This window comes from Paraburkholderia sp. (assembly GCF_028283785.1).
Lineage (GTDB): Bacteria > Pseudomonadota > Gammaproteobacteria > Burkholderiales > Burkholderiaceae > Paraburkholderia.
The window spans coordinates 517,676-543,368 of record NZ_JAPWKB010000018.1 but is presented as its reverse complement, the minus strand read 5'-3'; the positions used below and the strand labels follow the sequence as shown (position 1 = coordinate 543,368).

The following is a 25,693-nucleotide window of genomic DNA, read 5'->3' as shown; positions in this document are numbered from 1 at the left end:
GCGACCTGGAATTTTGCGCGCGGGACCAGGCCGGCGCATGGCATGAAAGTGGGTGTTGTGACGGACGGAGTGGGGCGCGCGAATGGCGCTGAGAGATGAAGACGGGGCTGTGCCCGTCGGCTGTCGCGGAGCGAACAGCCGGAACGAATGACTGCCTTGTCACCAAGTCAGGCGGTGCGGCAACTCAAAACGTGCGCGGTCCACTACCCGAAAAAATACTAGACGCCACTCGCTACGAAGCGCGAGGTAAACGCGCTTTCTTTTGCCTACTTTTCTTTGCGCGAGCAAAGAAAAGTAGGTGCGGTCCCGCACAGGGACGATCCAGGCGGACCAGCGCGAAAACGGGACAACCACACCAACCGAAACAACCCAAAACCCCAAAAAGCCCAAAAAATCAGAAAACAAAAAAACAATCATTCGCCAAGCGCAGCCTTAGCACACCCCTCATCCGTCACCAACCCCGACAACCACCCACCCTTCAAAACCGCTATCAACGCCTCCCGCTTCCGCTCCCCGCCGGCAAACCCAATCGTCGGTCGCGACGGCGGCGACTCCAGCGGAATGCTCGTCACCCGACGCCCAGTCGGCGATTCCACATGTCGCCCCGATGCATCGATCGGCAAACCCAGCATCTCGGCAATCGCACCGTTCTGCATCAACTCCTTCACCTCGGCAGCGGTAATAAACCCGTCCTCATGCAAAGGACACCGCAAGCCAATATTCCCAATCCCCACGAACGCCACGTCCGCGTCGCCCGACAAACTTTCGACGATCCGGTACAGACGGTGATTGCACCACTGCGCACGCTCCGCTTCGTTGTCGGCAATCAGCGGCGCGGGCAGCAGAAAATGCTTGCCGCCGGTCTTCTCGGAAATGTGCAACGCCACGTCGTACCGGTTCGATGACCCATCCTGTGCGATCGCGCCCACCATCGACACCAGCCGATGCTGCGGCCGTTCCAGTTGCGCGATCTGATCCACCGCGGCCTTCAGCGTCCGGCCGCTGCTGACCGCGACCACCATCGGCTTTTCTTCGCCCAGATATCGCTCCATCACCTGCGCACCGGCCACTGCCAGCTTTCGATCGATCTCGTCCGGCGTGTCGCTGTCCACCGGCACGACTTCGCACATCGACAGTCCATACCGCTTCGATAACCGGTCCGCAAGCGACAGACAATCGGCCAGACGATGATCGACGCGCACGCGGATCAGGTTTTTCTCGACGGCATACGCGACCAGGCGCTGCGCAACCGGTCGGGAGACCTGCAGCTTTTCCGCAATCTCGTTCTGGGTGTTGCCGGCGACGTAATACAGCCACGCGGCGCGCGTGGCGAGATCGAGTTTTTCGGTGGACTTGGGCACGGTGTGGTTTCGTATAAATTGCGCGGATCATAGCAGCGAGGTCGCAGATATCGCCCCGTTACCCCACCTCGCGCCGTCTCCGTTACGACCTGCCGGTCATCGTGTCAAACCAGCTGTTGCCGCGACGGTTCGAATAGCGGACGAACGTGCCGGTACAACGCGCGATAACTTTCGAGCCGCGCGCGCAACGCGACATGCCGCGCCGGGTTCGGCGTGAACTCCTTTTCGACCGGTGGCTTGGTCAACACGCGCGCGGGATCGCCACCGGCGGCCAGCCAGCCCAGACGCGCGGCGCCAAGCGCAGCGCCGGTCTCGCCGCCGCCGTGCTTGCGGGTCGTCGTGTCGAGCGCGTCGGCGAGCAGTTGCGCCCAGTAGTCGCTGCGCGCACCGCCGCCCAGCAACGACAACGCGCGCGCTTCGGTGCCGGCCGCGCGCAACGCGTCGAGGCCGTCGGTCAGCGCAAGCGTCACGCCTTCGAGCACCGCGTAACCGAGCAACGCGCGATCGGTTGCATGGTTCATCCCGAAGAACACGCCCTGTGCAAACGGATCGTTGTGCGGCGTGCGCTCGCCCGACAGATACGGCAAAAACAGCGGCGCGGTATTCAATGCATCCGACGGCAACGCTTCGACTTCGGCGAGCAAGGTCGGCTCGTCGGTGGAGGTCAGCTTGCATACCCAACGCAGGCAACTCGCGGCCGACAACACCACGCTCATCTGATGCCAGCGATCCGGAATCGCATGACAGAACGCATGCACGGCCGACGCGGGGTTCGGCCGGAAACTGTCGCCGACCACGCACAGCACGCCCGACGTCCCCAGCGACACGAAACCGTCGCCCGGCTGGGTCGCGCCGATCCCGACCGCGCTGGTCGCATTGTCGCCGCCGCCCGCGGCCACCACGACGTCGTTCGCGAGTCCGAACTCACGCGCGACGTCCGCCTTCAGGACGCCCGACGGCGCGCTGCCTTCCGCGAGGCGCGGCATCTGCGAGCGACGCATATCGCAGGCAGCGAGCAAGGTATCCGACCAGTCGCGCTTCGCGACATCCAGCCACAAGGTCCCGGCCGCATCCGACGGATCGGACACCTTGTCGCCGGTCAGTTGCAGTCGCAGATAGTCTTTCGGCAGCAACACGCACGCGGTCTGCGCGAAGATCTCCGGTTCGTGTCGCGCGACCCATAACAGTTTCGGCGCGGTGAAACCGGGCATGGCGAGATTGCCGGCGATCGAATGCAACGCCGGTGCACGCGCAGTCAGCTCGTCGCATTCATCGACGCTGCGCATGTCGTTCCACAAAATGGCCGGACGCAACACGGTGTCGTTCGCGTCGAGCAGCACCGCGCCGTGCATTTGCCCGGACAGGCCGATGCCGCGAATCTGCGCGAACTCGTCGGGATATTTCGCGCGCAATGCCGCGAGCGCGAGGCGCGTGCCGTCCCACCAGTCGGACGGGTTCTGTTCGGCCCAGCGTGGATGCGGACGCGACACCGTAAACGGTGAGCCGGCGGTGCCGACCACGCGTCCATCGGACGCGAGCAGCAGGACTTTCACTTCGGACGTGCCGAGGTCGATGCCGAGATACATGGGCGCGGAACCTTCGTCGTTGGAGGATGCGCTACTTTAGCCGCAGCGTGCGGGCGTCGCCATGCGCGTTAGACCTGGCTTCGCGGCGTGAGAAAGCCCACGCGTGTGGGCTTTCCGGTTCAACAGCGTTTGAGATTCGGGTACGGCGCGTCGACGGATCGGCGATGCGAAGTGCAACGCGCCAGCCGTTCAGCGCGATGAGTCAGGCGCGTGTCGCAAGCCAGGCATCGACGCGCGACAGCGCGCCGCGCAACACGGCTTCGAGTGCGGGCGTGGCCGCCATGCTGCCCCACAGCAGACGGTCCGCGCAGAACGCCTGCAACGGGTCCGGCGCGGCAAACCAGCCTCGCGCGACGCGCTCGTCCATCACGCCGTCCTGATACGTGTACGGCAGCTTGCCTTGTCGCCAGCGGTCGAGGAAGCGGAAGAACAGCGCGGGCAGCATCGCGGTGGCCGCCGGTTCGACGCCGCGCGCGAAGCATTCGGAGAGTGTCGGTGCGATAAAACCGGGAATCTTCGAGAAGCCGTCGGCGGCGACGCGTTGATTCGTGTCCTGGATAAAGGGATTGCTAAAGCGTTCGAGCACGACGTCGCGATACTTGCCGAGATCGAGCGGACTCGGCGTGAGGCACGGGATCACGTCTTCGGTCACGTAGTCGTGCGCGAAGCGGTTGATGTCGGGATCGAGCGTGCCTTCATGGATGTATTGCAGACCGACCAGCGTGCCCGCCCACGCAATGCAGCTATGCGGCGCGTTGAGGATGCGGATTTTCGCTTCCTCGTAGGGCATCACGGAATCGACCAGTTCCGCGCCGGCCTTTTCCCACGCGGGACGTCCGGCCGCGAAGCGGTCTTCGATGACCCACTGGATAAATGCTTCGCCCATTACCGGACAGGCATCGTCGATACCGGTTGCGGCCAGCACGCGTTCGCGGACGTCGTCGGTGGGACGCGGCGTGATCCGGTCGACCATCGAACTCGGGCAGACGGTGTTGGCGTCGAACCATTGGAGCAGTGCGGTTTCACCGCGCCGTTCGAGGAATTCGCGCATGCCCGCATGAAAACGTTCGCCGTTGCTGCGCAGGTTGTCGCAGCTTTGCAGCGTGACCGGACCGGCATCGCGTTGCCGGCGCGCATCGAGAATGGCTGCGAGGCCGCCGTAGATCGTGGTGCGTGCACCGTTGAGATCGGCGGCGAGATCGGGGTTGGCGGCGTCGAGCTTGTCGTGTTCGTCGAGGTAATAGCCGCCTTCGGTGACGGTGAACGAGATGATCCGGCATGCCGGATCGGCACCGGCTTCGACCAGTGCGGCGAGGTCTTGCGACCACGACAGCACACGTTCGATGGAGCGGATGGTTTCGTACGCGCGCGCGCCTTGGGGCGTGACGGTTTCGAGTGTGTAGACGCCGTTTTGCGCGGCGAGCGAGTCGAGTACCGAGTTCATGTCGCTGCGGATATTGCCGACCGTCAACGACCAGTGCGGCGCGCCGTCATTGGCGGTGGCGCTGACCTCGTTCAAGCGATGCAGATACCAGGCCTGATGCGCGCGATGGAACGATCCCGCGCCGATGTGCAGGATCACGTGGGCGGGCGAGCCGCCGGTTTGACCGCTGTTCATGTCCGTCTCCTGAAAGTCTTGTGCGCGCGGTCGAAGCCGGGCGTTTTTGTGTGGTGCCGGTGATCCTTGCTTTGGAGCATTTGCTCTGTGCGTGAACGAATGATCGTATTCGGTGAATTGAAAGTCAAGGCGTTGGAGGGGGTTTCGGTGGCGCAGTGCAGCGAAATGGGTTTTGGGGATTGGGGTTGGGGTTTGGCTGGGTTGGGCTTGGTTGGGCTTGGTTGGGCTTGGTTTGGGTGTCCCGGTTTCGCGGTGGTTTGCCTGGTTTGGGTTTGGTTGTCCTGGTTTCGCGGTTGTCCCGGTTTCGCGTCGGTATGCCTGGATCGTCCCTGTGCGGGACCGCACCTACTTTTCTTTGCTCGCGCAAAGAAAAGTAGGCAAAAGAAAGCGCGTTTACCTCGCGCTTCGTAGCGAGTGGCGTCTAGTGTTTTTCGGGTAGTGGACCGCGCACGTTTTGACTCGGCGGTCCGTTTGGCGTGGTGGTCCGCGCCCGCACATCCCGCCCGCTTCGCGGCGGTAACCCACTTCAAAAACCCGTTCTCGTCACGCCACTTGCGCGCCGCCTCGACGGTTCCGGCGTCGGATCGAAGCCCGGTTTGCGCCACACCATTCGGCCGCTTTTTCGGCGGTTTCTGCGTCGGCTAAAAGCCCGTTCACGCCACACGATTCGCCAGCATTCACGACAACTCCAGCGTCCGGACTAAAGCCCGGTTTGCGCCAAACGATTCGCCCGTCTTCACGATGGTTTCGACGTTCCGCGTAGCCAGGAATTTTGCGCGCGCGGCCAGACCGGCGCATGCCAGGAAAGTGGGTGTTGTGACAGACGGAGCGCAGCGCGCGAATGGCGCCGAGAGATAAAGACGGGGCTGTGCCCATCGGCTGTCGCGAAGCGAACAGCCGGAACGAATGACTGCCTTTATATGGACGCCTCCCGTTTGCCAAGGGATTTCGTGTGTGTTGGTAGACAGGAAGGCTGCGGCTTTATATCCGGCCTTGTTGCAGGTCGAACCCGCTGGCCTCGATGGAATCCGCTGGCTCACGCCTCACTTGACACACGGGCTGTTAGCCCGCAAGGCAGTTCAGGTTTGGTGAGTCCCGGTCTGACCTGTGTGCCATCACACTCAATTACCTTGCGCAACCTTTGACATCCCATCTCCTGCAAAACCGGTTTATTCAGTCATTGCAGCGCTTACGCCGCTCGCGTACTCACATAGCCTTTCTCGTACGTACGCCCGTGCGCCAGCAGCGCCCAAATCGTTCGGGCCATCTTGTTGGCCAACGCAACGATTACCACGTTATGCGGGCGGCGCCGGCCCAACTGCTCGATCCACGGGCCTGGCTCTTTCGCGCGCGCGAGCACCGATCGTGCACCGTGGATCAGCAGTGTGCGCAGATACACATCACCGCGTTTGCTGATCCCATGCAGTCTGATCCGGCCGCCGGTGCCGGTCTGTCTGGGCACCAGACCCAGCCAGGCCGCAAACTCACGTCCTGAATGAAACGCTTTGGGGTCGCCCATCGTCGCCACAGCAGCGGTCGCTGTCAGCAGCCCGACGCCGGGAATGTCGGCGAGCTGTAAGCAGGCACGCTCTTCCTTCATCCAGTCCGAGAAGTGACTTAGGCGTTCGATTCGCGCAATCTGCTCATCGAGAACGTCAAGCCGCTGCCACTGCTCACGCAGCGTGTCCACCAGCATCGTGGGCAAACGCGCCTCCAGGCGCGCCAGCACATCAGCCATCGCCCGGTTCAGCGCGGCGCGGCCTACCGCCATCACTTCACCGTATTCCGTCAGCAGCCCACGCAATCCATTGATCTGCATCGTGCGGAACCTGATCAGTTGCTGGCGCATCCGGTGCAATGCCAGCACGGCCTGCTGCGATTCAGTCTTGACCGTCACGGACCTCACGCCCGACTGCTGTACCGCGGTCCAGATTGCCCGTGCATCAGCCACGTCGCTCTTGTTACCGCTCACAAACGCCTTGACCGCCTGGCCCGGCATCAACTTCACCTGATGACCCATCTGCTCCAGATGACGCGCCCAGTGCTGGGAACCGCCACACGCTTCCATGCCGATCAGGCACGGCGCGCGATTTGCAAAGTGCGACAGAAACGTGGCGCGTCGGATCTGCCGGCTGACGACCTCGCCTGTTTGCGGATCAACCCAGTGGACCTGGAACACCTGCTTCGCAATATCGACACCAACCGGAGTAAGCTTCATTTGGGTTCTCCTTCCTCAAGTGGTACGTTGCCCAACTTCCACTCTGGCACATCTGAGGCCGTCGGTTGCGAGAACCCACCTTTCTGGTCGCGCCCCGACCATTCGATCAGCAGCCCTCGCGAGGGGGAGGCGTCCATACCATTTGTCAATAGCTTAAGCGGTGCGGCAACTCAAATCGTGCGCGGTCCACTACCCGATAATGAATAAACGCCACTCGCTACGAAGTGGTGGTGTAAACGCGCTTTCTTTTGCCTAGGAAGGTCTGCAAAAGTCCTGACATTGACGCGAGCATGGACTATCCTGGGCTCAGGGGAATTCAGGGAGTGACGTGATGACGCAACTTGGTCTGGGTCTGGATCTTTCGACGAAGCGCACCCGCAAGCGCGAATTTCTCGACGAGATGACACGCGTGGTGCCATGGCAGAAGCTGATTGCGCTCATTGAGCCGCACTACCCTAAAGGCCGCACTGGCCGTCCGCCGTTTGCGCTTGCGACGATGCTGCGCATTCACTTCATGCAACAGTGGTTCAGTCTCTCGGACCCGGCCATGGAGGAGGCGTTGCATGACATTCCGCTGTATCGGGAGTTCGCGTTGCTGGACGCTGGCATGACGCGCCTGCCCGACGAGAGCACGATCCTGCGGTTCCGGCACCTGCTTGAGGAACATCAACTGTCGGCCAGGATGCTGGCGACGGTCAACGAACTGCTGGAGGCGAAAGGCCTGATGCTCAAGGTGGGCTCGGCCGTCGACGCGACGTTGATTGCCGCGCCCAATTCAACGAAGAAGCCCGGCACGCGAGACCCCGAGATGAAGCAGACGCAAAAGGGCGGCAGCTGGCACTTCGGGATGAAGGCGCATATCGGAGTCGATGCCGAATCGGGTCTGGTGCATACGGTCAAATGCACGCCGGCGAACGTCCACGACGTCACGGTGGCGCACGCGCTGCTGCACGGCAAGGAGACGGTTGCCTTCGCCGATGCGGGTTATGTGGGCATCGGCAAGCGGGGCGAAACAGGTGCGGTTGAGTGGCACGTCGCGATGAGGCTGAGCAAGCGGCGAAAGCTGGACAGAAGCCAGCGGCTCGACAGGATTTACGACGAGATCGAGCGGCTCAAGGCGGGCGTGAGAGCGAAGGTGGAGCACCCGTTCCGGGTACTGAAATGTCAGTTTGGATATGTGAAGGCGCGGTATCGGGGACTGGCGAAAAACACGGCGCAAATCGAAACGCAGTTCGCGCTGGTCAATCTCTGGATGGCGCGCAGGAAGCTGACAGCACAATAAAGCAAGGAAACCCGGCGCGCGTGCCAGTAAGACGCACGCTCGGTAGCGCTTCGGCCGGCGTGAAGGATGACGCGATCTTCACGCTGAGCGCACCGGTTAGAAATCCGAAGCAGAAAATGGGTTATTCAGACCTTCCCCTACTTTTCTTTGTGCGAGCAAAGAAAAGTAGGTGCGGTCCCGCACAGGGACGACCCAGGCATACCGACGCGAAACCGGGACAACCGAGCCGACCCAGGCATACCGGCGCGAAACCGGGACAACCGAGCCGACCCAGGCATACCGACGCGAAACCAGGACCACCAAACCCAAACCAGGCATCCCGACGTGAAACCGGGACAACCACAACAACCAGACCAACCCCAACCAACCCCAAAACCCTCTACAACATCGTCCTCACCTGCCAAAGCTCCGGAAACAAAACCACATCCAGCATCTTCCGCAAGTAGTGCGCCCCCACAGTCCCACCGGTCCCCTGCTTGAACCCGATAATCCGCTCAACCGTGGTCACATGCCTAAACCGCCACTGCCTGAACGCATCTTCGAGATCGACAAGTTCCTCGGCCATCTCATACAACTCCCAATGCGCCGACGGATTCCGGTACACCTCCAGCCACGCGGCCTCCACCGATGCATCGTGCACGGTCGGCTGCGTCCAGTCGCGCTCCAGCCGTTCCGGCGAAATCGCAAACCCGCGACGTGACAGCAAACGGATCACCTCGTCGTAAAAAGAAGGCGCTTCCAGCGTCGCCTGAACTTCAGTCAGCACGCCCGGCAAATGCGCATGCGGCTTCAACATCTGCGCGTTCTTGTTGCCAAGCAAAAATTCCAGTTGCCGATACTGATACGACTGAAATCCCGACGAACTGCCCAGATACGGACGCATCGCCGTGTACTCGGACGGTGTCATCGTCGACAACACGCTCCACGCCTGCACGAGTTGCTCCAGCACCCGCGACACGCGCGCCAGCATCTTGAACGCGGGCGGCAACGCATCTCTGCGCACCGCGGCCAACGCACCGCGCAATTCGTACAGCGCGAGCTTCATCCACAACTCGCTGGTCTGATGCTGGATGATAAACAGCATCTCGTTGTGATCCGGCGACAACGGATGCTGCGCCGACAAAATCGGCCCCAGCGACAGATAATCCCCGTAACTCATCGAGTCCGAAAAATCGAGCTGCGCATCGTGCCAGCCTTCGTCACCGGCTTTGCCGTCTGCGGCGACGGCGACCGCCGCTGAATCGGCATCGGCCGAAGCCGCCGACGACGTCCCGCCATAACCAAACGGACAACCCTGCGCCTGCTTCGCCGTAACCCCCGCACTCACGTCGGCACTGACGTCGGCACCGGACACGTCGGACACATTCGGAACTTTCATATGATCGGTCATCGTCGGCTCCTCAGGTCACTGCGCCGCGCGTCATGAATTCGGGCGCGCGCCAGCTTTCGGTGGCGAGCACATCGCGCAGCGTTTCCACGGCATCCCATACATCGACGAAGCGCGTGTACAGCGGCGTAAAGCCGAATCGCAACACGTGCGGCTCGCGATAATCGCCGATCACGCCGCGCGCGATCAACGCCTGCATCACCGCATAACCTTCCGGATGCTCGAAGCTCACGTGCGAGCCGCGCTGCGCCTGATCGCGCGGCGTGACGAGCGTCAGCGGAAACGCGTCGCAACGCGATTCGACCAGCTCGATAAACAGATCGCACAACGCCTGCGACTTCCGGCGGATCGCCTGCATGTCGGTTTGCAGGAATACGTCGAGCCCGCATTCGACCAGCGACATCGACACGATGCCCTGCGTGCCGCACAGAAACCGGCCGATGCCCGTGTCCGGCGCATAGGTCGGGTCCATTTCGAACGGCGCGCGATGTCCCCACCAGCCGGACAACGGCTGCACGATCTCGTTCTGGTGACGCTTCGGCACCCACGCGAATGCGGGCGATCCCGGTCCGCCGTTCAGGTACTTGTACGTGCAGCCGACCGCGAAGTCGGCGCCGCTGCCGTTCAGGTCGACCGGCACCGCGCCCGCCGAATGCGCGAGATCCCACAACGCCAGCGCGCCCTTGTCGTGGATGTGCTTCGTCAACGCGGCCATGTCGTGCATATAGCCGGTGCGATAGTTGACCTGCGTGATCATCGCGACGGCCACGTCTTCGTCGATGGCGGTGGGCAGCTCGGACGGATCGTCGACCAGACGCAGCTCATAACCGCGATCGAGCTGGGCCATCAAGCCTTGCGCGATATACAGATCGCTCGGGAAATTCGACCGCTCCGACACGATCACGCGACGCTTCGGATCGCGTTCGTTTTGCAGATTCACCGCCGCCGACAGCAGCTTGAACAGGTTCACCGAAATCGTATCGGTGATCACCACTTCGTTTTCGCCAGCGCCGATCAACGGCGCGAGCTTGTTGCCGAGGCGACGCGGCAGCGCGAACCATCCCGCGCTGTTCCAGCTACGGATCAGGCTCTCGCCCCATTCGGCGGCAATCACGGTCTGCGCGCGTTGCGCGGCCGCGCGCGGCGCGACGCCGAGCGAGTTGCCGTCCAGATAGATGGTCTGCGCGGGGAGCGCGAACTGGTCGCGCAACGTGCGGAGCGGGTCCGCGCTGTCCAGCGCGACAGCTTCTTCACGGGTATTCATGATGGTCCAGTAGAGATAACGGTGTGACGTGATGTAAGTATCGGGTTGCAGCGTCCGATGTGACGCGCGCGACGCGCTTCAGTCCAGCGCGCGCAGCACGGCGCGAACCGGGCTGGCGTCGAGTGTCGCGAACTTCAACGGTAGTGCAATCAGTTCGTAGTCGCCGGGCGCGACGGCGTCCAGCACGATCCCTTCGAGGATCGCCATCCGGTGCGCGCGAATCCGCTGGTGCGAATCCATCGTTTTCGATTCCTGCGGATCGAGCGACGGCGTGTCGATGCCGATCAGTTTCACGCCCCGCGATGCGAGCAGATCGATGGTTTCCGGCGCGACCGCGCAAAACGCGCTGTCCCATTCGATGAGCGGCGCTTCCCGATACGTGCGCAATAAAATGCGCGGCGGCAGATCGTCGAGTGCATGCGCGATATGCGCCGGCGTCACCAGCGGCGTCGCGCCGATACAGTGGATCACGCGACAGCGGCCGAGATAGGCGTCGAGCGGCACCGCGCCGATCGGCGCGCCGTCGGCGTCGTAGTGCAGCGGCGCATCGGTGTGCGCGCCGGTGTGCGGCGAGATCGTCAACCGCGCGATATTCACGGGCGAACCGGCCTCCATGCGCCAGACGCGCTCGATGCCGACCGGCGTGTCGCCCGGCCAGACGGGCGTCGCGGTATCGATGGCGGGCGTGATGTCCCAAAGTGTTTGCATGGCGTCGTCGTGTGGGGTGCGTGTCCTGAATGATAGGCAAGCCCGATTCGAATGTGCTTGCGAATAAATCTCGTTTTTTCGGCTCTCTTGGAACATAATTTGAGACAAATGGGAAAGGGAGACCGAATATGAACGCGATCTCGCTCGACGCCACCGATTGCCGCATTCTCACGGTGCTTCAGCAGGAAGGACGAATCAGCAACCTGGATCTGGCTGAACGTATTTCGCTGTCGCCGTCCGCGTGTCTGCGGCGGTTGCGGCTACTGGAAGAGCAGGGCGTCATCGAACGCTACCGGGCCTGTCTGGACCGGCAGGTGCTGGGTTTCGAGCTGGAAGCCTTCGTGCAGGTATCGATGCGCAACGACCAGCAGAACTGGCACGAACGCTTCGCCGAAGCGGTGCGCGACTGGCCGGAAGTGGTCGGCGCGTTCGTCGTGACGGGGGAAACCCACTATCTGCTGCGGGTGCTCGCGCACAACCTCAAACACTATTCGGACTTCGTGCTGCAGCGCCTCTACAAGGCGCCGGGCGTGATGGATATCCGTTCGAACATCGTGTTGCAGACGCTGAAGGAAGATTCGGGCGTGCCGGTCATGCTGGTGCCGGGCGCCGGGACCAACGTCAACGCGGCGGCCGGCAGCTAGGTTCTGGCAGAAAAGGCGGAATGAATCGCGACGGACGGCCGGGCGGCTATCCGTCGGTTTTTGCGTTTGGAACGCGGTGACAGCCCACGATGCGCGCAGGCCGCGCATCGCAGGTCGCTTACAGCGACGTCAGCCCGTGAAACTGGCCGTTCTGGAACACCAGCGGGTCATTGTTGCCGTTCGGATCGCCGACGCCGCAACGCTCCACCTCACCGACGAAAATCACGTGGTCGCCTTCTTCGTAGCGGCTGCGGTTATGGCATTCGAACCACGCAATCGCACCGTCGAGAACAGGCATCCCGCTTGCGCCTTCCGCATGGGAGACGCCTGCGAAGCGGTCGCCCTTGACCGTCGAAAAGCGTTTGCACAGGTCGAGCTGCGACGCGCCGAGCACGTTGATCACATAATGACTGTTGGTCTGGAACACCGGCATCGACGCTGAACGCGTCGCGAGGCTCCACAGCACCAATGGCGGCGTCAGCGACACCGAATTGAACGAACTGGCGGTAATGCCGATCAGCTGGCCGGACGGCGCGCGCGTGGTGATCACCGTGACGCCGGTGGCGAACTGACCGAGGGCGCGTTTGAACGCGGCAGGATCGAAATCGGGCGGGCTGGCAGGTTTCATCGGCAAGTCCGCGACGCCGGGCAATGAGCCGGGCATGTAAGAAGAAATTCGAAGGTCATGTAGAAAGTCGGCGATTTGTCCCAATTTTAACTTCAATCGCGGGCCCATGACCGTAGCGGCCGTGTGACGACGTAAAAGCGCAAGCAATACGGGCAGAAGCCGCCGCCGTCGCGCTCGACGACGCGGTGATCACTAAGGAGCGTGCAGCATGAGTCAGACAGGTGAAGTCGCCACCCTCGGCGGTGGCTGTTTCTGGTGTCTCGAAGCGGTTTATCTCGGCGTCGACGGTGTGACGGCGGTGGAATCGGGCTATGCCGGCGGCCAGGTGCGCGAGCCGACCTACGAACAGATATGCGACGGCGACACCGGGCACGCGGAAGTCGTCAACGTGAGCTTCGATCCGGCAACGATCACGTATCGCGAAGTGCTCGATATTTTCTTCGCAATCCACGATCCGACGCAGTTGAACCGGCAAGGCAACGACGTCGGCACGCAGTACCGGTCGGTGATTTTTACGCACTCTGACTTGCAGCGCGAGATCGCGTTGCAGGCGATTCGCGAGATCACCACGCAAGCCGTGTACGACGGTCGGATCGTCACGCAGGTGTTGCCGCTCGACGGCAATTACTGGCCCGCCGAGGCGTATCACCAGAACTACTTCGCGCAACATCCGGAACAGGGCTATTGCGCGTTCGTGGTGGCGCCGAAGGTCGCGAAATTCCGCCAGAAGTTCGCGCATCGGGTGAAGGCGGGATAAGGGCAATACGGCTTTGCCGGGTCGGGCGAGGGCAGGTTATGCGTCGCCGGGCACTGCAGACGCCGCCGCCACGACCGGCCTCAGCCGCTGGCAGGCCTCGGCGATGGCCTGCGCCAGCTTCACGCAGGTCAGCGGCGCCGAGCCTTCAGCCTTGTTGTTAGCCGCGATCACCACCGGTTGACCGGCTATCGCATAGCGCGCGGCAAGTTCGGCGAGCGCCTGACGCGTGGCCGGGTCTTCGTCCACGAGCGCGTCGAACGGCTCGTATTTCGCCTTCGCCTGTTCGTATTTGAAGCCGCCGTGCAAACTCCAGCGCACGATCAGCGGCCCGGCGGGTTCGCCGTCCAGTAGCGCCAACGCTGCCGCCTGACGCAGCGGGTCGGGCATCCGCGCATGAATCCCCACGCAATAGCGCACGCCCACCGTCTTCAGCATCCGGATGAAGCGCGGCGTCAGCAAGCTCGCGTCGCGAATCTCGATCGCGTAGCAGGTGTCGGACTGTTCGGGCAGCGCGGGCAATTCGCTAAAGAACGCAGCCAGCCGCTCGATCAGTTCCGCCGGTTGCGCGAGCATCTGGTCCGGCAGCGGCGAAAACTGGAACACCAACGCACCGGCCTTCGCGCCCAGGCCTTCCAGACACGGCCGGACGAAATCGTCGGTGGCGATCTGCGCATTCAGAAAACACGGATTCAACGAGACCGGTTCGCCGCGTTCGGCGCGCACGGTGGCGTCGGTGACGGATGCGGGTGCCTTGACGATGAAGCGGAAGTGATCGGGGACCTGCTGCGCGTAGCGCAGATAGTCGGTGATGCTGAGCGGCGAGTAGAACGACCGGTCGATGCTCACGGTTCGCAGCAACGGATGCGCGCCGTACGCCGCGAGGCCGTCGCGGGACAGTTTGGAATTGCTGTAGTCGTCGCCGTAGACGATGCCGTTCCAGCCCGGAAACGACCACGACGACGTACCGAGATGCACGTTCGGCGGCAGCGTCGCGGCGATCGCGAGCACGTCGGCTGCGGGTGCGGCGGGCAGGACCTCGCGCGAACGGCGCTTTTTCGGCGCGTCGGCGGCCGGCTCGGGATGCGCAGCCGGCTTTTCCGCCAATGCGGGCGCGGGCGCTTCCACCGGCACGCCGAACAGATCGAATTGCGGCGCGTCCGCGTCCGTCACAGCTTTCTGTTCACCTTCATCCATCGATCGTCGTCACTGCTGTCAAGGTTGCGCCGCCGCGCTGGAGCGCAGCCGCGGCGGCGCACCCCGTTTTACAGCGGCTTGTCGTAGATATAGCGGCGCGACCACGGCAAGGTCGTCGCGCTGCGTCCCGCTTTCCGGCAAACCACCTGATAGATCGACACGTCGTCGTTTTCGAACGCATACGCGCAACCGGCCAGATACACGCGCCAGATCCGGAATTTCTCGTCGTCCACCAGCTTGCGGGCTTCGTCCGCGTGCGCTTCGAAATTTTCCGCCCAGAGATCCAGCGTGTGCGCATAGTGACGGCGCAGACTTTCGACGTCAACCGCTTCGAGCCCGCCGCGCTGCAACGCTTCGAGCGCGAGACCGATGTGCGGCAGTTCGCCGTCGGGGAACACGTAGCGGTCGATAAATTCGCCGCCGCCGAGCGCGGTTTCGCCGCTGTCGGCGTCGCTCGACGTGATGCCGTGGTTCATCGCGACGCCGTCGTCGGTCAGCAGTTCGCGAACTTTCTGGAAGTAACCGGCGAGGTTTTTACGACCGACATGCTCGAACATCCCGACGCTGGTGATGCGGTCGAACTGGCCTTGCACGTCGCGGTAATCCTGCAGCCGGATTTCGATCTTGTCTTCGAGACCGGCCGCCTTGACTCGTGCGGTGGCGAGATCGAACTGGTTCTGCGACAGCGTCACGCCTACGCATTGCGCGCCGAATTTCTGCGCGGCGCGCAACACCAGCGCGCCCCAGCCGCAGCCGATATCGAGCAGACGCTGACCCGGTTCGACCTGGATTTTGGTGAGGATGTGATCGATCTTCTTGATCTGGGCGGTGGCGAGATCTTCGTCGCCGTTCTCGAAGTACGCGCACGAATAGACCATGTTCTCGTCGAGCCACAGCTTGTAGAACTCGTTCGAGACGTCGTAGTGGTACTGGATGGCTTTCTTGTCCGACGCCTTCGAGTGACTGAAGTAGCGTCGCACGCGAGCGAGTTTGCCTGCGCTCGTGACCGTGTTGCGGGCCAGCGAATAGCTGATATTGATGATGTCCGACAGCTTGCCTTCGATGTCGATCTTGCCCTTCACGTAAGCCTCGCCGAGATTATCGAGGCTCGGTTCGAGCAGGAGCGGCAAAGCCGACGCGCTATTGACCGTCAGTGTGACCCGCGGCGCGGCGAACGTGCCGAAGTCGTGTTGCTGACCGTCCCATAACACCAGGCGCGCCGGCAAGTTCGCCTTTGTTTTGACATCTTCCACCCACTGCGCCAGCTTCTTCTCCCAGAACATGTGATCTCTCCGTGTCCGTTGAAACGAAAGCAAAGCTTGTGTCGCCGCGTGCTGCGGACGTGATGCGCCACGCCCGGTTAACCGCGCGATCCGGCCGGACGACGGCTGCTTGCGACGTACCGTTGAAGCGGGCACGAAGCACGGGCAGCACGGGCCCGGCGCTGTTTGTCGTGTTAAGGCGAAAGCCGCGCGATCTGCCAGTCGCCGGCCGTGCCGTCCGCAGCGCTGTCGGCGCGCGAGTAGACGATCCGGTCGTGCAGGCGGGAAGGACGGCCTTGCCAGAATTCGATGGTGTCGGGTATGACGCGATAACCGCCCCAATGCGGCGGGCGCGGCGGGTGTTCGCCGTATTGCGCGCTGACCTCGCGTTCGCGCGCTTCGAGCAGCGCACGGCTTTCAATGACCTGACTTTGATTCGACGCCCATGCGCCGATTCGCGAGCCCAGCGGCCGCGAATGAAAATATTGATCGCTTTCCGCTTCGGACGTTTTCACGACGCGGCCCTCGATGCGCACCTGGCGCTCCAGTTCGATCCAGTAGAACAGCAGGCTCGCGTGCGGATTGTCCGCGAGATCATGGCCCTTGCGGCTGTCGTAGTTCGTGAAGAACACGAAGCCGCGCTCATCGACGCCCTTGATCAACACGATGCGCGCTGCGGGACGGCCGCGTGCGTCGACAGTGGCGAGTGTCATGGCGTTCGGTTCGGGCAGTTGCGCGCCGAGCGCCTGCGCGAACCACGCGTCGAACTGACGGATCGGGCTGCGATCCACCTCGCTGATATCCAGCGAACCCAGTGAATAGTTTTTACGAAGTTCAGCGAGCGAGGTCATGATTGTTATGCGAATACTTCAGTGGGGTCAGTATAGCGAAGGCATAAATTTCCTGCGTGCGGGCTGACAGCCGCAGACGCCGTCCTGGCGGGCGTTCCGGCTGTTTCCGGTTGTAAACGAGACGTAATGTTTTATGCCTGATCGCGCTGCGCGGAGAGTCCGGCGAAGATAAGACTTCACGCGTTCAGGCAGAATATCGGACTACGAATACGACCGCTTTGACGAGCCCCATATCATGTCGACTGCCAGCGCGACCGCGCCATCCGATCTTACTACCAGCCTCGCGCCGAATGAATACGCCGATCACGAACGTCGCTTCGGCGGCGTAGCCCGTCTGTACGGCGCGCCCGCGCTTGCCGCGTTCGAGCGCGCGCGCGTCGCGGTGATCGGAATCGGCGGCGTCGGGTCGTGGGTGGCCGAGGCGCTCGCGCGCAGCGCGGTCGGCTCGCTGACGCTGATCGATCTCGACAACGTCGCCGAGAGCAACACCAACCGCCAGATTCACGCGCTCGAAGGCAACTACGGCAAGCCGAAAGTCGATGCGATGGCCGAGCGGATCAAGCTGATCAATCCGTTATGCGATGTGCGTCTGATCGAAGACTTCATCGAGCCGGACAACTTCGACACCGTGCTGGGCGGCGGCTTCGACTACGTGATCGATGCGATCGACAGCGTGCGGACCAAGACGGCGCTGATCGCGTGGTGCGTCGAGCACAAGCAGCCGTTGATCACCGTCGGCGGCGCGGGCGGCCAGCTCGACCCGACACGCATCCGCATCGACGATCTCGCGCTGACGATCCAGGACCCGTTGCTGTCGAAAGTGCGCGGCCAGTTGCGCAAGCTGCATGGGTTTCCGCGCGGACCGAAGGCGAAGTTCAAGGTCAGTGCGGTGTATTCGGACGAGCCGCTGATCTACCCGGCCGCCGCTGTCTGCGATATCGACGAAGCCGCTGAACACGTGACGACCTCGCCGGGTCACACGGGCCCCGTCGGTCTGAATTGCGCAGGGTTCGGGTCGAGCGTGTGCGTGACCGCGAGCTTCGGATTCGCGGCGGCCGCCTACGTGTTGCGGACGCTCGCGAAAGCGGCGGCGTAAAAAAGCCGCCTCGAAGGCGGCTTTGCCGGTTGCAGAAAATCGGATTACCGCGAAGTGACGCGGACGGCGGCGTGTGGAACGCGCCATCTGCGGCTTCGCAGGACCGACCTCAGAACAGCGACGCGCTCAGCTTGCGACGCCATTGCGCGACCAGTTCCGGCTGATGCGCGGCGAGATCGAATACCGACAGCATCGTTTTGCGGCCGATATCTTCACGGAAAGCGCGGTCGCGCTGCACGATGACGAGCAACTGTTCGAGCGCTTCCGTGTACTTCAGACGCGCGATAAACGCGCTGGCCAGATCGAAGCGCGCTTCGAGGTCGTCCGGGTTGCTTGCGACGCGGGCTTCGAGTGCGTCGGTGGGCGGCAGATCCGCGGCGGCGTCGAGTGCATCCAGCCGCGTTTTGATCGCGTTGTAGCGCGCGTCGATGCCTTGCGTGGTTTTCGGCGACAGCAGTTCGACCTCGCTGCGCACGTCGTCGATACGGTCGTCGTCGAGCAGCAGTTCGATCAGGTCGAGGCGTGCTTCGTCGAAGCCCGGATCATAGGCGAGCGCGGCTTGCAGTGCGTCGTACGCATCGTCGCGACGGCCTTCGGCGAGCGCTGCTTGCGCTTCGACGCGCGCGCCGTCGGCGCCTTGCGGCACGAGGCGATCGAGGAACGTGCGCAACTGGCCTTCCGGCAGCACGCCGATGAACTGATCGACCGGGCGGCCGTCGGCAAACGCGACGACGTGCGGAATGCTGCGTACCTGGAAGTGCGCGGCGAGTTCCTGGTTCTCGTCCACGTTCACTTTCACGAGACGCCATTTCCCTTCATATTCGGCTTCGAGTTTCTCGAGCATCGGGCCGAGCGTCTTGCACGGGCCGCACCACGGCGCCCAGAAGTCGACCAGCACCGGCGTGAGCGTCGAGGCAGCGATTACGTCATTTTCGAAAGTGGCCAGAGTGGTGTCCATTGCATCCTCGTCGGTAAAACGGTTCGCGCACGTAGATGGGGACGCGGTGCGCGAATTCAATCGTTCGATGGTCGAAGCGGGCGGCGCGCGGTCGATGCACGCGCGTCGCGGCTCGCCGGTTCGCAGTCTGGGAAGCGTGGTGCCGCAGCGTGCTATTTGCGCACCGGCAGCGGAATCCATTCGGTTTCGCCGGGGACGTGGCCCATTTCCTGTTGGGTCCACGCGAGCTTCGCGCGTTCGATGCTCTCGCGCGAGCTGGCCACGAAATTCCATTCGATAAAGCGTTCACCGTCGAGTTTTTCGCCGCCGAGGATCATCACGCGTGCGCCGTGGGTGCTGGCGAGCGTGACGGTTTCGTCGAGTGCGAGCACGGCCATCTGACCGGCTTCGAGCGGAGCGCCGTCGATTTCGAGGTCGCCGTCGACCAGATAGACGCCCCGTTCCTCGTGTTCCGGTTCGAGCGCGAAGGCACTGCCCGGCGAGAATTCGGCGGCCACGTAGAGCGTGCCGGAGAAGGTCGTGACCGGCGACGTTTCACCGAACGCGGTGCCGGCGATGACGCGCAGCGTGACGCCATTGCGATCGATTTGCGGCAGCGTCGATGCAGCGTGATGTTCGAACGACGGCTCGACCTCTTCGGCGTCGATCGGGAGCGCGATCCAGGTCTGGATACCGTGCATCGTGAGGCCGGTTGCGCGGTCTTCGTCGGGCGTGCGTTCCGAGTGGACGATGCCACGACCCGCCGTCATCCAGTTGACGTCGCCGGGCACGATTTTTTGCAGCGAGCCGAGGCTATCGCGATGCATGATCGCGCCTTCGAACAGGTAGGTGACCGTGGCGAGACCGATATGCGGGTGAGGGCGGACATCGAGGCCCGTGCCCGGTTCGAGCGTAGCCGGGCCCATGTGATCGAAGAAGATGAACGGACCGACGAGGCGGGCGGCGAGTGCCGGGAGAACGCGCCGGACGGTCAGATTGCCGACGTCCTTCAGGTGCGGTTTGAGGACGGCTTTGATCGACGATGTCATGGTGGGGCTCGGTGGAGGTTTTCTTGGGGTTGAGGGCATTCTACTGCCCGGGGGGCAGGGGATGGGTTTTGGTGGCGCCGGTTGGCGGTGGTGGTTTTGGTTTTGGTTTTGGTGTTGGTGTTGGGTTGCGTTGGTTTGGTTGTCCCGGTTTCACGCTGGTCTGCCTGGATCGTCCCTGTGCGGGACCGCACCTACTTTTCTTTGCTCGCGCAAAGAAAAGTAGGCAAAAGAAAGCGCGTTTACACCGACGCTTCGTAGCGAGTGGCGTCTAGTGTTTTTCGGGTAGTGGACCGCGCACGTTTGGAGTTGCCGGTCCGTTTTTCCCGGTGGCCCGCGCCCGCACATCCCGCCCGCTGCGCGGCGGTAGCCCACTTCAAAAAACCATTTTCGCCACGTCATTTGCCCGCCGCCTCGACGGTTCCGGCGTCGGGTTGAAGCCCGGTTTGGCCCACGGGCATTTACCTGTTTCCGCGATGGTTTCGACGGGCTGATTGGCCTGGAATTTTGCGCGCGAGAACAGACCAGCGCATGCCAGGAAAGTGGGTGTTGTGACGGACGAAGTGCAGCGCGCGAATAGCGCTGAGAGAAAAAGACGGGGCTGTGCCCATCGGCTGTCGCGGAGCGAACAGCCGGAACGAATGACTGCCTTGTCACTAGCTTAAGCGGTGCGGCAACTCAAATCGTGCGCGGTCCACTACCTGATAATGAATAAACGCCACTCGCTACGAAGTGGTGGTGTAAACGCGCTTTCTTTTGCCTACTTTTCTTTGCGCGAGCAAAGAAAAGTAGGTGCGGTCCCGCACAGGGACGATCCAGGCAGACCAGCGTGAAGACGGGACAACCAACGCAACCCAAACCATCCCAAAGCAACCCAAACGAACCTCCAGGTATAAACTCCCCTCACAAAAAAACCCCAAAAAAAGCACCAACCGGAGCTCCCGTGTCACCGAAAGACCTGATCCTCGCCCTCATCGTCGTCCTCGCCTGGGGCGTCAACTTCGTCGTCATCAAGGTCGGCCTGCATGGCGTACCGCCCATGCTCCTCGGTGCGCTCCGCTTCACGCTCGCGGCCATCCCGACGGTGTTCTTCGTCAAACGCCCGCAATTACCACTCCGCTGGCTGCTCGCCTACGGCATCACCATTTCCCTCGGCCAGTTCGCGTTCCTCTTCACGGCAATGGCGGTGGGGATGCCCGCCGGGCTCGCGTCGCTCGTGCTCCAGGCGCAAGCGTTCTTCACGCTGATCTTCGCGGGCATGTTCCTCAACGAGCGCTTCCGCGCGCCTAACCTGCTCGGTCTCGCCATCGCGGCCGGCGGCCTCGCGGTCATCGGCATGCAAGGCGGTCACGCAATGACCGTCGCGGGTTTTGTCCTCACGCTCTGCGCGGCAGCCATGTGGGCGCTCGGTAATATCGTCACGAAGAAAGCGGGCAAGGTCGATCTGGTCGGACTGGTCGTGTGGGGAAGCCTGATTCCGCCGCTGCCGTTCTTCGCGCTGTCGTGGCTGCTCGAAGGCCCGCAACGGATCGAAGCGGCATTGACCGGCATCGGCGCGACGTCGATCTTCGCGATCATCTACCTCGCGTTCGTCGCGACGATGCTCGGCTACAGCCTTTGGAGCCGCCTGCTGTCACGCTATCCGGCCAGCCAGGTCGCACCGTTCTCGCTGCTGGTGCCGATCGTCGGTCTCGCGTCGGCGTCGGTGTTTCTGCACGAAGATCTCAGCGGCGCGCAAATCGTCGGCGCGGTCCTCGTGATGGGCGGCCTCGCCGTCAACGTGTTCGGCGGGCGCATCGCGCAACGTCTCGGTATCACGAAGAACGCGTGAGCCTGCTCCGCGCCCGCATCGCAAGCGCAAAAAAAACGGCCGCATCGAGCGGCCGTTTTTCATTCGACGCCCACGCGTCGATCGTCGTCCATCACGTCATCCGGCTCTTCGCGAGCGGCGGATTGGCCGCGAAATAACGCTTGATGCCCTTCAGGATCGCGTCGGCCATCTTGTCGCGATACGCATCGTCGTTCAGACGACGTTCCTCGTCCGGGTTGCTGATGAACGCGGTCTCGACGAGGATCGACGGAATATCGGGCGCCTTGAGCACGGCGAAACCGGCCTGCTCGACCGAGCCCTTGTGCAACCGGTTGATCCCGCCGATTTCCTTCAGCACGAAGTTGCCGTAACGCATCGAATCGCGGATCTGCGCGGTGGTCGACATGTCGAACAACGCGCGATTCACCGTCGCGTCCGCCGACTTGACGTTGATCCCGCCGATCTCGTCCGACGAGTTTTCCTTGTTCGCCATCCAGCGCGCGGCCGCGCTCGACGCGCCGTGCGACGACAGCGCAAACACCGACGAACCGCTCGCTTCCGGCGTGGTGAATGCATCCGCGTGGATCGACACGAACAGGTCGGCGCCGACCCGGCGCGCCTTCTGCACACGCACGTTCAGCGGCACGAAGAAGTCGTTGTCGCGCGTCATCATCGAGCGCATGTTCGGCTGCGCGTCGATCTTCGCGCGCAGCTTCTTCGCGATGTCGAGCGCGATGTGTTTCTCGTACGTGCCGCCACCGCCGATCGCGCCCGGATCTTCGCCGCCGTGTCCGGGATCGATCGCGACGGTCAGCAGCCGCACCGTATTGCCCTTGCCCGATTTCGGCGTCGTGAAGCCGTAATCGTCGTTGTCGTTGTCGTCGCCCGCAGCGGGTTTGTTGTTGCGCGCGATCGCCACAGGCGGCGCGCTGGGCTTCGCCGGCGCGTGCAGCGTGGGCGGCACGGCGGCCAGCGGCGGTGCGCTATGCGCGGGCGCCGGCGGCGCTTCCGGCGGACCGCCGCCTTGCGCGTAACGCTGGAAAAACGCTTCGCTGCCGGTGTCCGGCGAGCCGCCCGGTGACGGCGGTGCCGTGGCCGGGCCGCTCAGCGTGGCGGGCGGCGCGGCGTCGTTGTCGGCATCGAGACGTTGCTGCTTGCGCTCGCTTTGCGCGAGCAGTTCCATCAACGGGTCGGGGGCGACGGCCGGATACAGGTCGAACACCAGCCGGTATTTGTACGTGCCGACGGGTGGCAACGTGAACACCTGCGGCTTAACCGACCCCTTCAGGTCGAACACCATCCGCACCACGTGCGGCTGATACTGCCCGACGCGCACCGATTGAATCTGCGGATCGTTCGGCGTGATCTTCGATACGAGGTCTTTCAACGCCTGATCGAGATCGAGACCGCTCAGATCGACCACCAGACGATCCGGGCCTTGCAGCAGTTGCTGCGCGTTCTGCAATGGCTGATCGGACTCGATCGTCACGCGCGTGTAGTCGCGCGCGGGCCATACGCGCACGCCGAGCACCGAACTGGCGAATGCGAGACGCGGCGCCATCAGTCCGAGCACCAGCGTCGATGCGCCCGCCTGAAGAATCTGCCTGCGCCGCCAGTTATGCGACGCGGTCGCCGCCGATTCGATCGAGCGGAACGGTTTGATCAACATCTTTCGAGACATGCCTTTCCTGATTCGCTATAAGCCTGAGCGACGAGCAGCCGCCCGTCGCCGTCGACGTCGAGCGAGAAAACGAGATCCGGCACGCCCAGCAGGCGGCCCGCGCGTTGCGGCCATTCGACGAGGCAAACCGCGCCGCTGTCGAAATATTCGCGAAAGCCTGCATCGGCCCATTCGGCCGGATCGGTGAAACGGTACAGATCGAAGTGATAGACCGCGAGTTCCCCAGCCGGACGTTCCAGCGTGTAGGGCTCGACGAGGGTGTAGGTTGGACTGCGCACGCGGCCGGTATGACCGAGGCCGCGCAAGGTGGCGCGCACGAGCGTGGTTTTGCCCGCGCCGAGGTCGCCGTTCAATTGCACCTGCAAGCCCGTGAACGCGCGCTGCGGCGCGGCGCGCACCGCTTCGAGCGCTTGCGCGAAGCGTGCGCCGAACGCGTCGGTGGCGGCTTCGTCCGCGAGCGTGAAGCGGCGCTCGAGCAGAACGGCAGCGGACGGTTGAATCGCGTGATCGGAGTTGACGGGCATTCTCGTAAAATGGCGTGATGAACCGAAGTCCGCAGCATCCCGAATCCAGCGCGCCATCGTCCGTTGACGACGCGCGCACCCTGCGCTGTTTCGATGAAGCCGCGCTGGAAGCGCTCGCGCTACGCATCAAGACATGGGGCCGCGAACTGGGTTTCGGTGCGCTCGGTATCAGCGATACCGATCTGTCCCATGCCGAGCCGCACCTTGCTGCATGGCTCGAAGCGGGCTGCCACGGCGAGATGGATTATATGGCGAAACACGGGATGAAACGCGCGCGTCCGGCCGAGCTTGTGGCCGGTACGCTACGTGTGATTACCGCGCGTTTCGCCTATCTGCCCGCCGAAACCTTGCATGGAAAGCCGCATGAAAGCGCATCCGGCACGGCAGATACCGACAGTCTCGCTGCTGCGCCCGATGTCGCCGAACCCGTGCACGCACAACCGTTTGCCGTCGGTCGCGACTGGCGCGAACGTGAACATGCGCGGCTCGCCGATCCGTCCGCGGCGGTGGTTTCGATCTATGCGCGCGGCCGCGATTATCACAAGGTGATGCGTTACCGTTTGCAACAACTTGCCGATCGCATCGAAGCGGAGATCGGCGCATTCGGCTATCGCGTGTTCACCGATTCCGCGCCCGTGCTGGAGGTCGAACTCGCGCAGAAGGCGGGGGTCGGCTGGCGCGGCAAGCACACGTTGCTGTTGCAGCGGGACGCCGGATCGCTGTTTTTTCTCGGCGAGATTTTCGTCGACATTCCGTTGCCGACCGATGCGCAGACCGCGCCCGACGACGCGCCGCAAACCGCCGGCGCGCATTGCGGCAGTTGCACGCGCTGCATCGGCGCATGTCCGACGGGCGCGATCGTCGCGCCGTACAAGGTCGACGCGCGGCGCTGCATTTCGTATCTGACCATCGAGCTGAAAGGCAGCATCCCCGAAGACTTGCGGCCGCTGATCGGCAATCGCGTGTACGGCTGCGACGATTGCCAGCTCGTCTGTCCGTGGAACAAGTTCGCGCAAGCCGCGCCCGCCGCCGATTTCGATGTGCGCCACGGTCTGGATCGCGCATCGCTGGTCGATCTGTTCGCGTGGAGCGCGACCGATTTCGACACCCGCATGCAAGGCAGCGCGATTCGCCGGATCGGCTACGAAAGCTGGTTGCGCAATCTCGCGGTGGGGATGGGCAATGCGTTGCGCGCGTCGCCGCAAAGCCTTGGCGCCGACGTGCGCGCGGCGATCGTCGATGCGTTGCGCGCGCGCGCCGACGATCCGTCGGCGGTGGTGCGCGAGCATGTCCACTGGGCGCTCGAAGCGGCGTAAAGTAACGCGACCGCCATCAGACCCGAACCACGAAGCCATAAGGAAGGACCATGTTCAACGCTGTGATCGATGCGCCGTTCGGCAAGGTCGGCATCCGGCTCGAAGGCGAGAACGTGCGCGAGATCGTCTATCTGCCGGACTCGATCCCGAACCTCGCGCCCGACTCGCCGCTCGCGTCCAGCGCCGCAGCGCAGATCGAGCGTTATTTCGAGCGGGCGTCAGCGGGTTTCGATCTGCCGCTCGCCGCGCTCGGCACCGCGTTCCAGCGTCGCGTGTGGCACGCAATCAGCGAGATTCCGCCCGGCGTCGTGCTGACGTACGGCCAGGTCGCGAAACGGCTCGGCAGTGCGCCGCGCGCGGTCGGTCAGGCGTGCGGCGCGAACTTTTTCCCCATCGTGATTCCGTGTCACCGGGTCGTCGCATCGAGCGGCATCGGCGGCTTTTCGAATCACGCGAACGACGATTTTTTCCGCAGCGTCAAACGCTGGCTGCTCGCTCACGAAGGTGTGCCGTACGCATGATC

Annotated in this window: 22 protein-coding genes; 7 read left to right on the top strand and 15 right to left on the bottom strand. The window is 63.2% G+C overall.

Translation table 11 applies throughout. The annotated features are described in order from the left end of the window. Positions 1-413: 413 nt before the first annotated feature. From PW947_RS22195 to PW947_RS22180, 4 genes are all read right to left on the bottom strand, one after another. On the bottom strand, positions 414-1,361 hold the full coding sequence (locus PW947_RS22195) for a sugar-binding transcriptional regulator (protein WP_299634555.1): 948 nt from the start codon (positions 1,359-1,361) through the stop codon (positions 414-416). A gap of 104 nt (positions 1,362-1,465) precedes the next feature. After that, the gene (xylB, locus tag PW947_RS22190) at positions 1,466-2,947 is read right to left on the bottom strand and encodes a xylulokinase (RefSeq protein WP_299634554.1); all 1,482 of its coding nucleotides are present in this window, start codon (positions 2,945-2,947) and stop codon (positions 1,466-1,468) included. Between the two features lie 202 nt (positions 2,948-3,149). Then, a complete protein-coding gene (dalD, locus tag PW947_RS22185) occupies positions 3,150-4,565 on the bottom strand; it encodes a D-arabinitol 4-dehydrogenase (protein WP_299634553.1) in 1,416 nt (471 codons plus the stop codon). Positions 4,566-5,754: 1,189 nt separating this feature from the next. Further along, complete coding sequence (locus PW947_RS22180; protein WP_299634552.1) at positions 5,755-6,783, bottom strand: IS110 family transposase; 1,029 nt, start codon at positions 6,781-6,783, stop codon at positions 5,755-5,757. Between the two features lie 331 nt (positions 6,784-7,114). Here PW947_RS22180 and PW947_RS22175 point away from each other — a divergent pair, with 331 nt between their 5' ends. Next, on the top strand, positions 7,115-8,065 hold the full coding sequence (locus tag PW947_RS22175) for an IS5 family transposase (protein ID WP_299630277.1): 951 nt from the start codon (positions 7,115-7,117) through the stop codon (positions 8,063-8,065). 379 nt (positions 8,066-8,444) lie between these two features. Here the strand turns inward: PW947_RS22175 and kynA are convergent, their stop codons facing one another. The 3 genes from kynA to kynB all read right to left on the bottom strand — a co-directional run bounded on the left by kynA (position 8,445) and on the right by kynB (position 11,424). After that, the gene (gene kynA, locus PW947_RS22170) at positions 8,445-9,455 is read right to left on the bottom strand and encodes a tryptophan 2,3-dioxygenase (RefSeq protein ID WP_299634551.1); all 1,011 of its coding nucleotides are present in this window, start codon (positions 9,453-9,455) and stop codon (positions 8,445-8,447) included. Between the two features lie 10 nt (positions 9,456-9,465). Beyond that, entirely contained in the window at positions 9,466-10,716 is a 1,251-nt protein-coding gene (kynU, locus tag PW947_RS22165; protein ID WP_299634550.1) for a kynureninase, read from the bottom strand. A gap of 78 nt (positions 10,717-10,794) precedes the next feature. Further along, complete coding sequence (kynB, locus tag PW947_RS22160; RefSeq protein ID WP_299634549.1) at positions 10,795-11,424, bottom strand: arylformamidase; 630 nt, start codon at positions 11,422-11,424, stop codon at positions 10,795-10,797. Between the two features lie 128 nt (positions 11,425-11,552). Between kynB and PW947_RS22155 the strand changes: the two genes are divergently transcribed. Then, entirely contained in the window at positions 11,553-12,068 is a 516-nt protein-coding gene (locus tag PW947_RS22155) for an Lrp/AsnC family transcriptional regulator (RefSeq protein WP_299634548.1), read from the top strand. 118 nt (positions 12,069-12,186) lie between these two features. Here the strand turns inward: PW947_RS22155 and PW947_RS22150 are convergent, their stop codons facing one another. Beyond that, complete coding sequence (locus tag PW947_RS22150) at positions 12,187-12,696, bottom strand: flavin reductase family protein (protein WP_299634547.1); 510 nt, start codon at positions 12,694-12,696, stop codon at positions 12,187-12,189. Positions 12,697-12,904: 208 nt separating this feature from the next. On the opposite strand from PW947_RS22150, the gene msrA reads away from it, so the two are divergent. Continuing rightward, positions 12,905-13,453: a peptide-methionine (S)-S-oxide reductase MsrA gene (gene msrA / locus PW947_RS22145; protein WP_299634545.1), complete on the top strand. Its 549-nt coding sequence runs from the start codon at positions 12,905-12,907 to the stop codon at positions 13,451-13,453. 36 nt (positions 13,454-13,489) lie between these two features. Here msrA and PW947_RS22140 read toward each other — a convergent pair whose 3' ends face one another. The 3 genes from PW947_RS22140 to pdxH form a co-directional block, all read right to left on the bottom strand. Beyond that, positions 13,490-14,647: a DUF72 domain-containing protein gene (locus PW947_RS22140; RefSeq protein WP_299634544.1), complete on the bottom strand. Its 1,158-nt coding sequence runs from the start codon at positions 14,645-14,647 to the stop codon at positions 13,490-13,492. 68 nt (positions 14,648-14,715) lie between these two features. After that, entirely contained in the window at positions 14,716-15,930 is a 1,215-nt protein-coding gene (locus PW947_RS22135) for a cyclopropane-fatty-acyl-phospholipid synthase family protein (RefSeq protein ID WP_299634543.1), read from the bottom strand. Positions 15,931-16,103: 173 nt separating this feature from the next. Next, positions 16,104-16,760 (bottom strand): pyridoxamine 5'-phosphate oxidase, encoded by a 657-nt coding sequence (gene pdxH, locus PW947_RS22130; RefSeq protein ID WP_299634542.1) that lies wholly within the window; start codon positions 16,758-16,760, stop codon positions 16,104-16,106. Between the two features lie 235 nt (positions 16,761-16,995). On the opposite strand from pdxH, the gene PW947_RS22125 reads away from it, so the two are divergent. Beyond that, entirely contained in the window at positions 16,996-17,856 is an 861-nt protein-coding gene (locus tag PW947_RS22125; protein WP_299634541.1) for a tRNA threonylcarbamoyladenosine dehydratase, read from the top strand. Between the two features lie 109 nt (positions 17,857-17,965). Here PW947_RS22125 and trxA read toward each other — a convergent pair whose 3' ends face one another. Together trxA and PW947_RS22115 are read right to left on the bottom strand one after the other, a co-directional pair. After that, complete coding sequence (trxA, locus tag PW947_RS22120; RefSeq protein WP_299634540.1) at positions 17,966-18,814, bottom strand: thioredoxin; 849 nt, start codon at positions 18,812-18,814, stop codon at positions 17,966-17,968. 152 nt (positions 18,815-18,966) lie between these two features. Next, the gene (locus tag PW947_RS22115) at positions 18,967-19,842 is read right to left on the bottom strand and encodes a pirin family protein (RefSeq protein WP_299634539.1); all 876 of its coding nucleotides are present in this window, start codon (positions 19,840-19,842) and stop codon (positions 18,967-18,969) included. A gap of 940 nt (positions 19,843-20,782) precedes the next feature. Between PW947_RS22115 and PW947_RS22110 the strand changes: the two genes are divergently transcribed. After that, positions 20,783-21,670 (top strand): EamA family transporter, encoded by an 888-nt coding sequence (locus tag PW947_RS22110; protein ID WP_299634538.1) that lies wholly within the window; start codon positions 20,783-20,785, stop codon positions 21,668-21,670. A 91-nt stretch (positions 21,671-21,761) separates the two neighbouring features. On the opposite strand, the gene PW947_RS22105 is transcribed toward PW947_RS22110, so the two are convergent. Together PW947_RS22105 and tsaE are read right to left on the bottom strand one after the other, a co-directional pair. Then, positions 21,762-23,330, bottom strand: a complete 1,569-nt coding sequence (locus tag PW947_RS22105; protein ID WP_299634537.1) for an N-acetylmuramoyl-L-alanine amidase — start codon at positions 23,328-23,330, stop codon at positions 21,762-21,764. Next, positions 23,312-23,854 (bottom strand): tRNA (adenosine(37)-N6)-threonylcarbamoyltransferase complex ATPase subunit type 1 TsaE, encoded by a 543-nt coding sequence (tsaE, locus tag PW947_RS22100; RefSeq protein WP_299634536.1) that lies wholly within the window; start codon positions 23,852-23,854, stop codon positions 23,312-23,314. Before tsaE ends, PW947_RS22105 begins: the two co-directional genes overlap by 19 nt. 17 nt (positions 23,855-23,871) lie before the next feature. On the opposite strand from tsaE, the gene queG reads away from it, so the two are divergent. Together queG and PW947_RS22090 are read left to right on the top strand one after the other, a co-directional pair. Then, complete coding sequence (gene queG / locus PW947_RS22095; RefSeq protein ID WP_299634535.1) at positions 23,872-25,170, top strand: tRNA epoxyqueuosine(34) reductase QueG; 1,299 nt, start codon at positions 23,872-23,874, stop codon at positions 25,168-25,170. Positions 25,171-25,220: 50 nt separating this feature from the next. Then, positions 25,221-25,691: a methylated-DNA--[protein]-cysteine S-methyltransferase gene (locus tag PW947_RS22090; RefSeq protein WP_299634534.1), complete on the top strand. Its 471-nt coding sequence runs from the start codon at positions 25,221-25,223 to the stop codon at positions 25,689-25,691. Positions 25,692-25,693 lie beyond the last annotated feature (2 nt).

Excerpts from the sequence above, each read along its gene's own strand:
- xylB (WP_299634554.1), bottom strand. The coding sequence starts at position 2,947 with ATGTATCTCGGCATCGACCTCGGCACGTCCGAAGTGAAAGTCCTGCTG.
- dalD (WP_299634553.1), bottom strand. The coding sequence starts at position 4,565 with ATGAACAGCGGTCAAACCGGCGGCTCGCCCGCCCACGTGATCCTGCAC.
- PW947_RS22180 (WP_299634552.1), bottom strand. The coding sequence starts at position 6,783 with ATGAAGCTTACTCCGGTTGGTGTCGATATTGCGAAGCAGGTGTTCCAG.
- PW947_RS22175 (WP_299630277.1), top strand. The coding sequence starts at position 7,115 with ATGACGCAACTTGGTCTGGGTCTGGATCTTTCGACGAAGCGCACCCGC.
- kynA (WP_299634551.1), bottom strand. The coding sequence starts at position 9,455 with ATGACCGATCATATGAAAGTTCCGAATGTGTCCGACGTGTCCGGTGCC.
- kynU (WP_299634550.1), bottom strand. The coding sequence starts at position 10,716 with ATGAATACCCGTGAAGAAGCTGTCGCGCTGGACAGCGCGGACCCGCTC.
- kynB (WP_299634549.1), bottom strand. The coding sequence starts at position 11,424 with ATGCAAACACTTTGGGACATCACGCCCGCCATCGATACCGCGACGCCC.
- PW947_RS22155 (WP_299634548.1), top strand. The coding sequence starts at position 11,553 with ATGAACGCGATCTCGCTCGACGCCACCGATTGCCGCATTCTCACGGTG.
- PW947_RS22150 (WP_299634547.1), bottom strand. The coding sequence starts at position 12,696 with ATGAAACCTGCCAGCCCGCCCGATTTCGATCCTGCCGCGTTCAAACGC.
- msrA (WP_299634545.1), top strand. The coding sequence starts at position 12,905 with ATGAGTCAGACAGGTGAAGTCGCCACCCTCGGCGGTGGCTGTTTCTGG.
- PW947_RS22140 (WP_299634544.1), bottom strand. The coding sequence starts at position 14,647 with ATGGATGAAGGTGAACAGAAAGCTGTGACGGACGCGGACGCGCCGCAA.
- PW947_RS22135 (WP_299634543.1), bottom strand. The coding sequence starts at position 15,930 with ATGTTCTGGGAGAAGAAGCTGGCGCAGTGGGTGGAAGATGTCAAAACA.
- pdxH (WP_299634542.1), bottom strand. The coding sequence starts at position 16,760 with ATGACCTCGCTCGCTGAACTTCGTAAAAACTATTCACTGGGTTCGCTG.
- PW947_RS22125 (WP_299634541.1), top strand. The coding sequence starts at position 16,996 with ATGTCGACTGCCAGCGCGACCGCGCCATCCGATCTTACTACCAGCCTC.
- trxA (WP_299634540.1), bottom strand. The coding sequence starts at position 18,814 with ATGGACACCACTCTGGCCACTTTCGAAAATGACGTAATCGCTGCCTCG.
- PW947_RS22115 (WP_299634539.1), bottom strand. The coding sequence starts at position 19,842 with ATGACATCGTCGATCAAAGCCGTCCTCAAACCGCACCTGAAGGACGTC.
- PW947_RS22105 (WP_299634537.1), bottom strand. The coding sequence starts at position 23,330 with ATGTCTCGAAAGATGTTGATCAAACCGTTCCGCTCGATCGAATCGGCG.
- tsaE (WP_299634536.1), bottom strand. The coding sequence starts at position 23,854 with ATGCCCGTCAACTCCGATCACGCGATTCAACCGTCCGCTGCCGTTCTG.
- queG (WP_299634535.1), top strand. The coding sequence starts at position 23,872 with ATGAACCGAAGTCCGCAGCATCCCGAATCCAGCGCGCCATCGTCCGTT.
- PW947_RS22090 (WP_299634534.1), top strand. The coding sequence starts at position 25,221 with ATGTTCAACGCTGTGATCGATGCGCCGTTCGGCAAGGTCGGCATCCGG.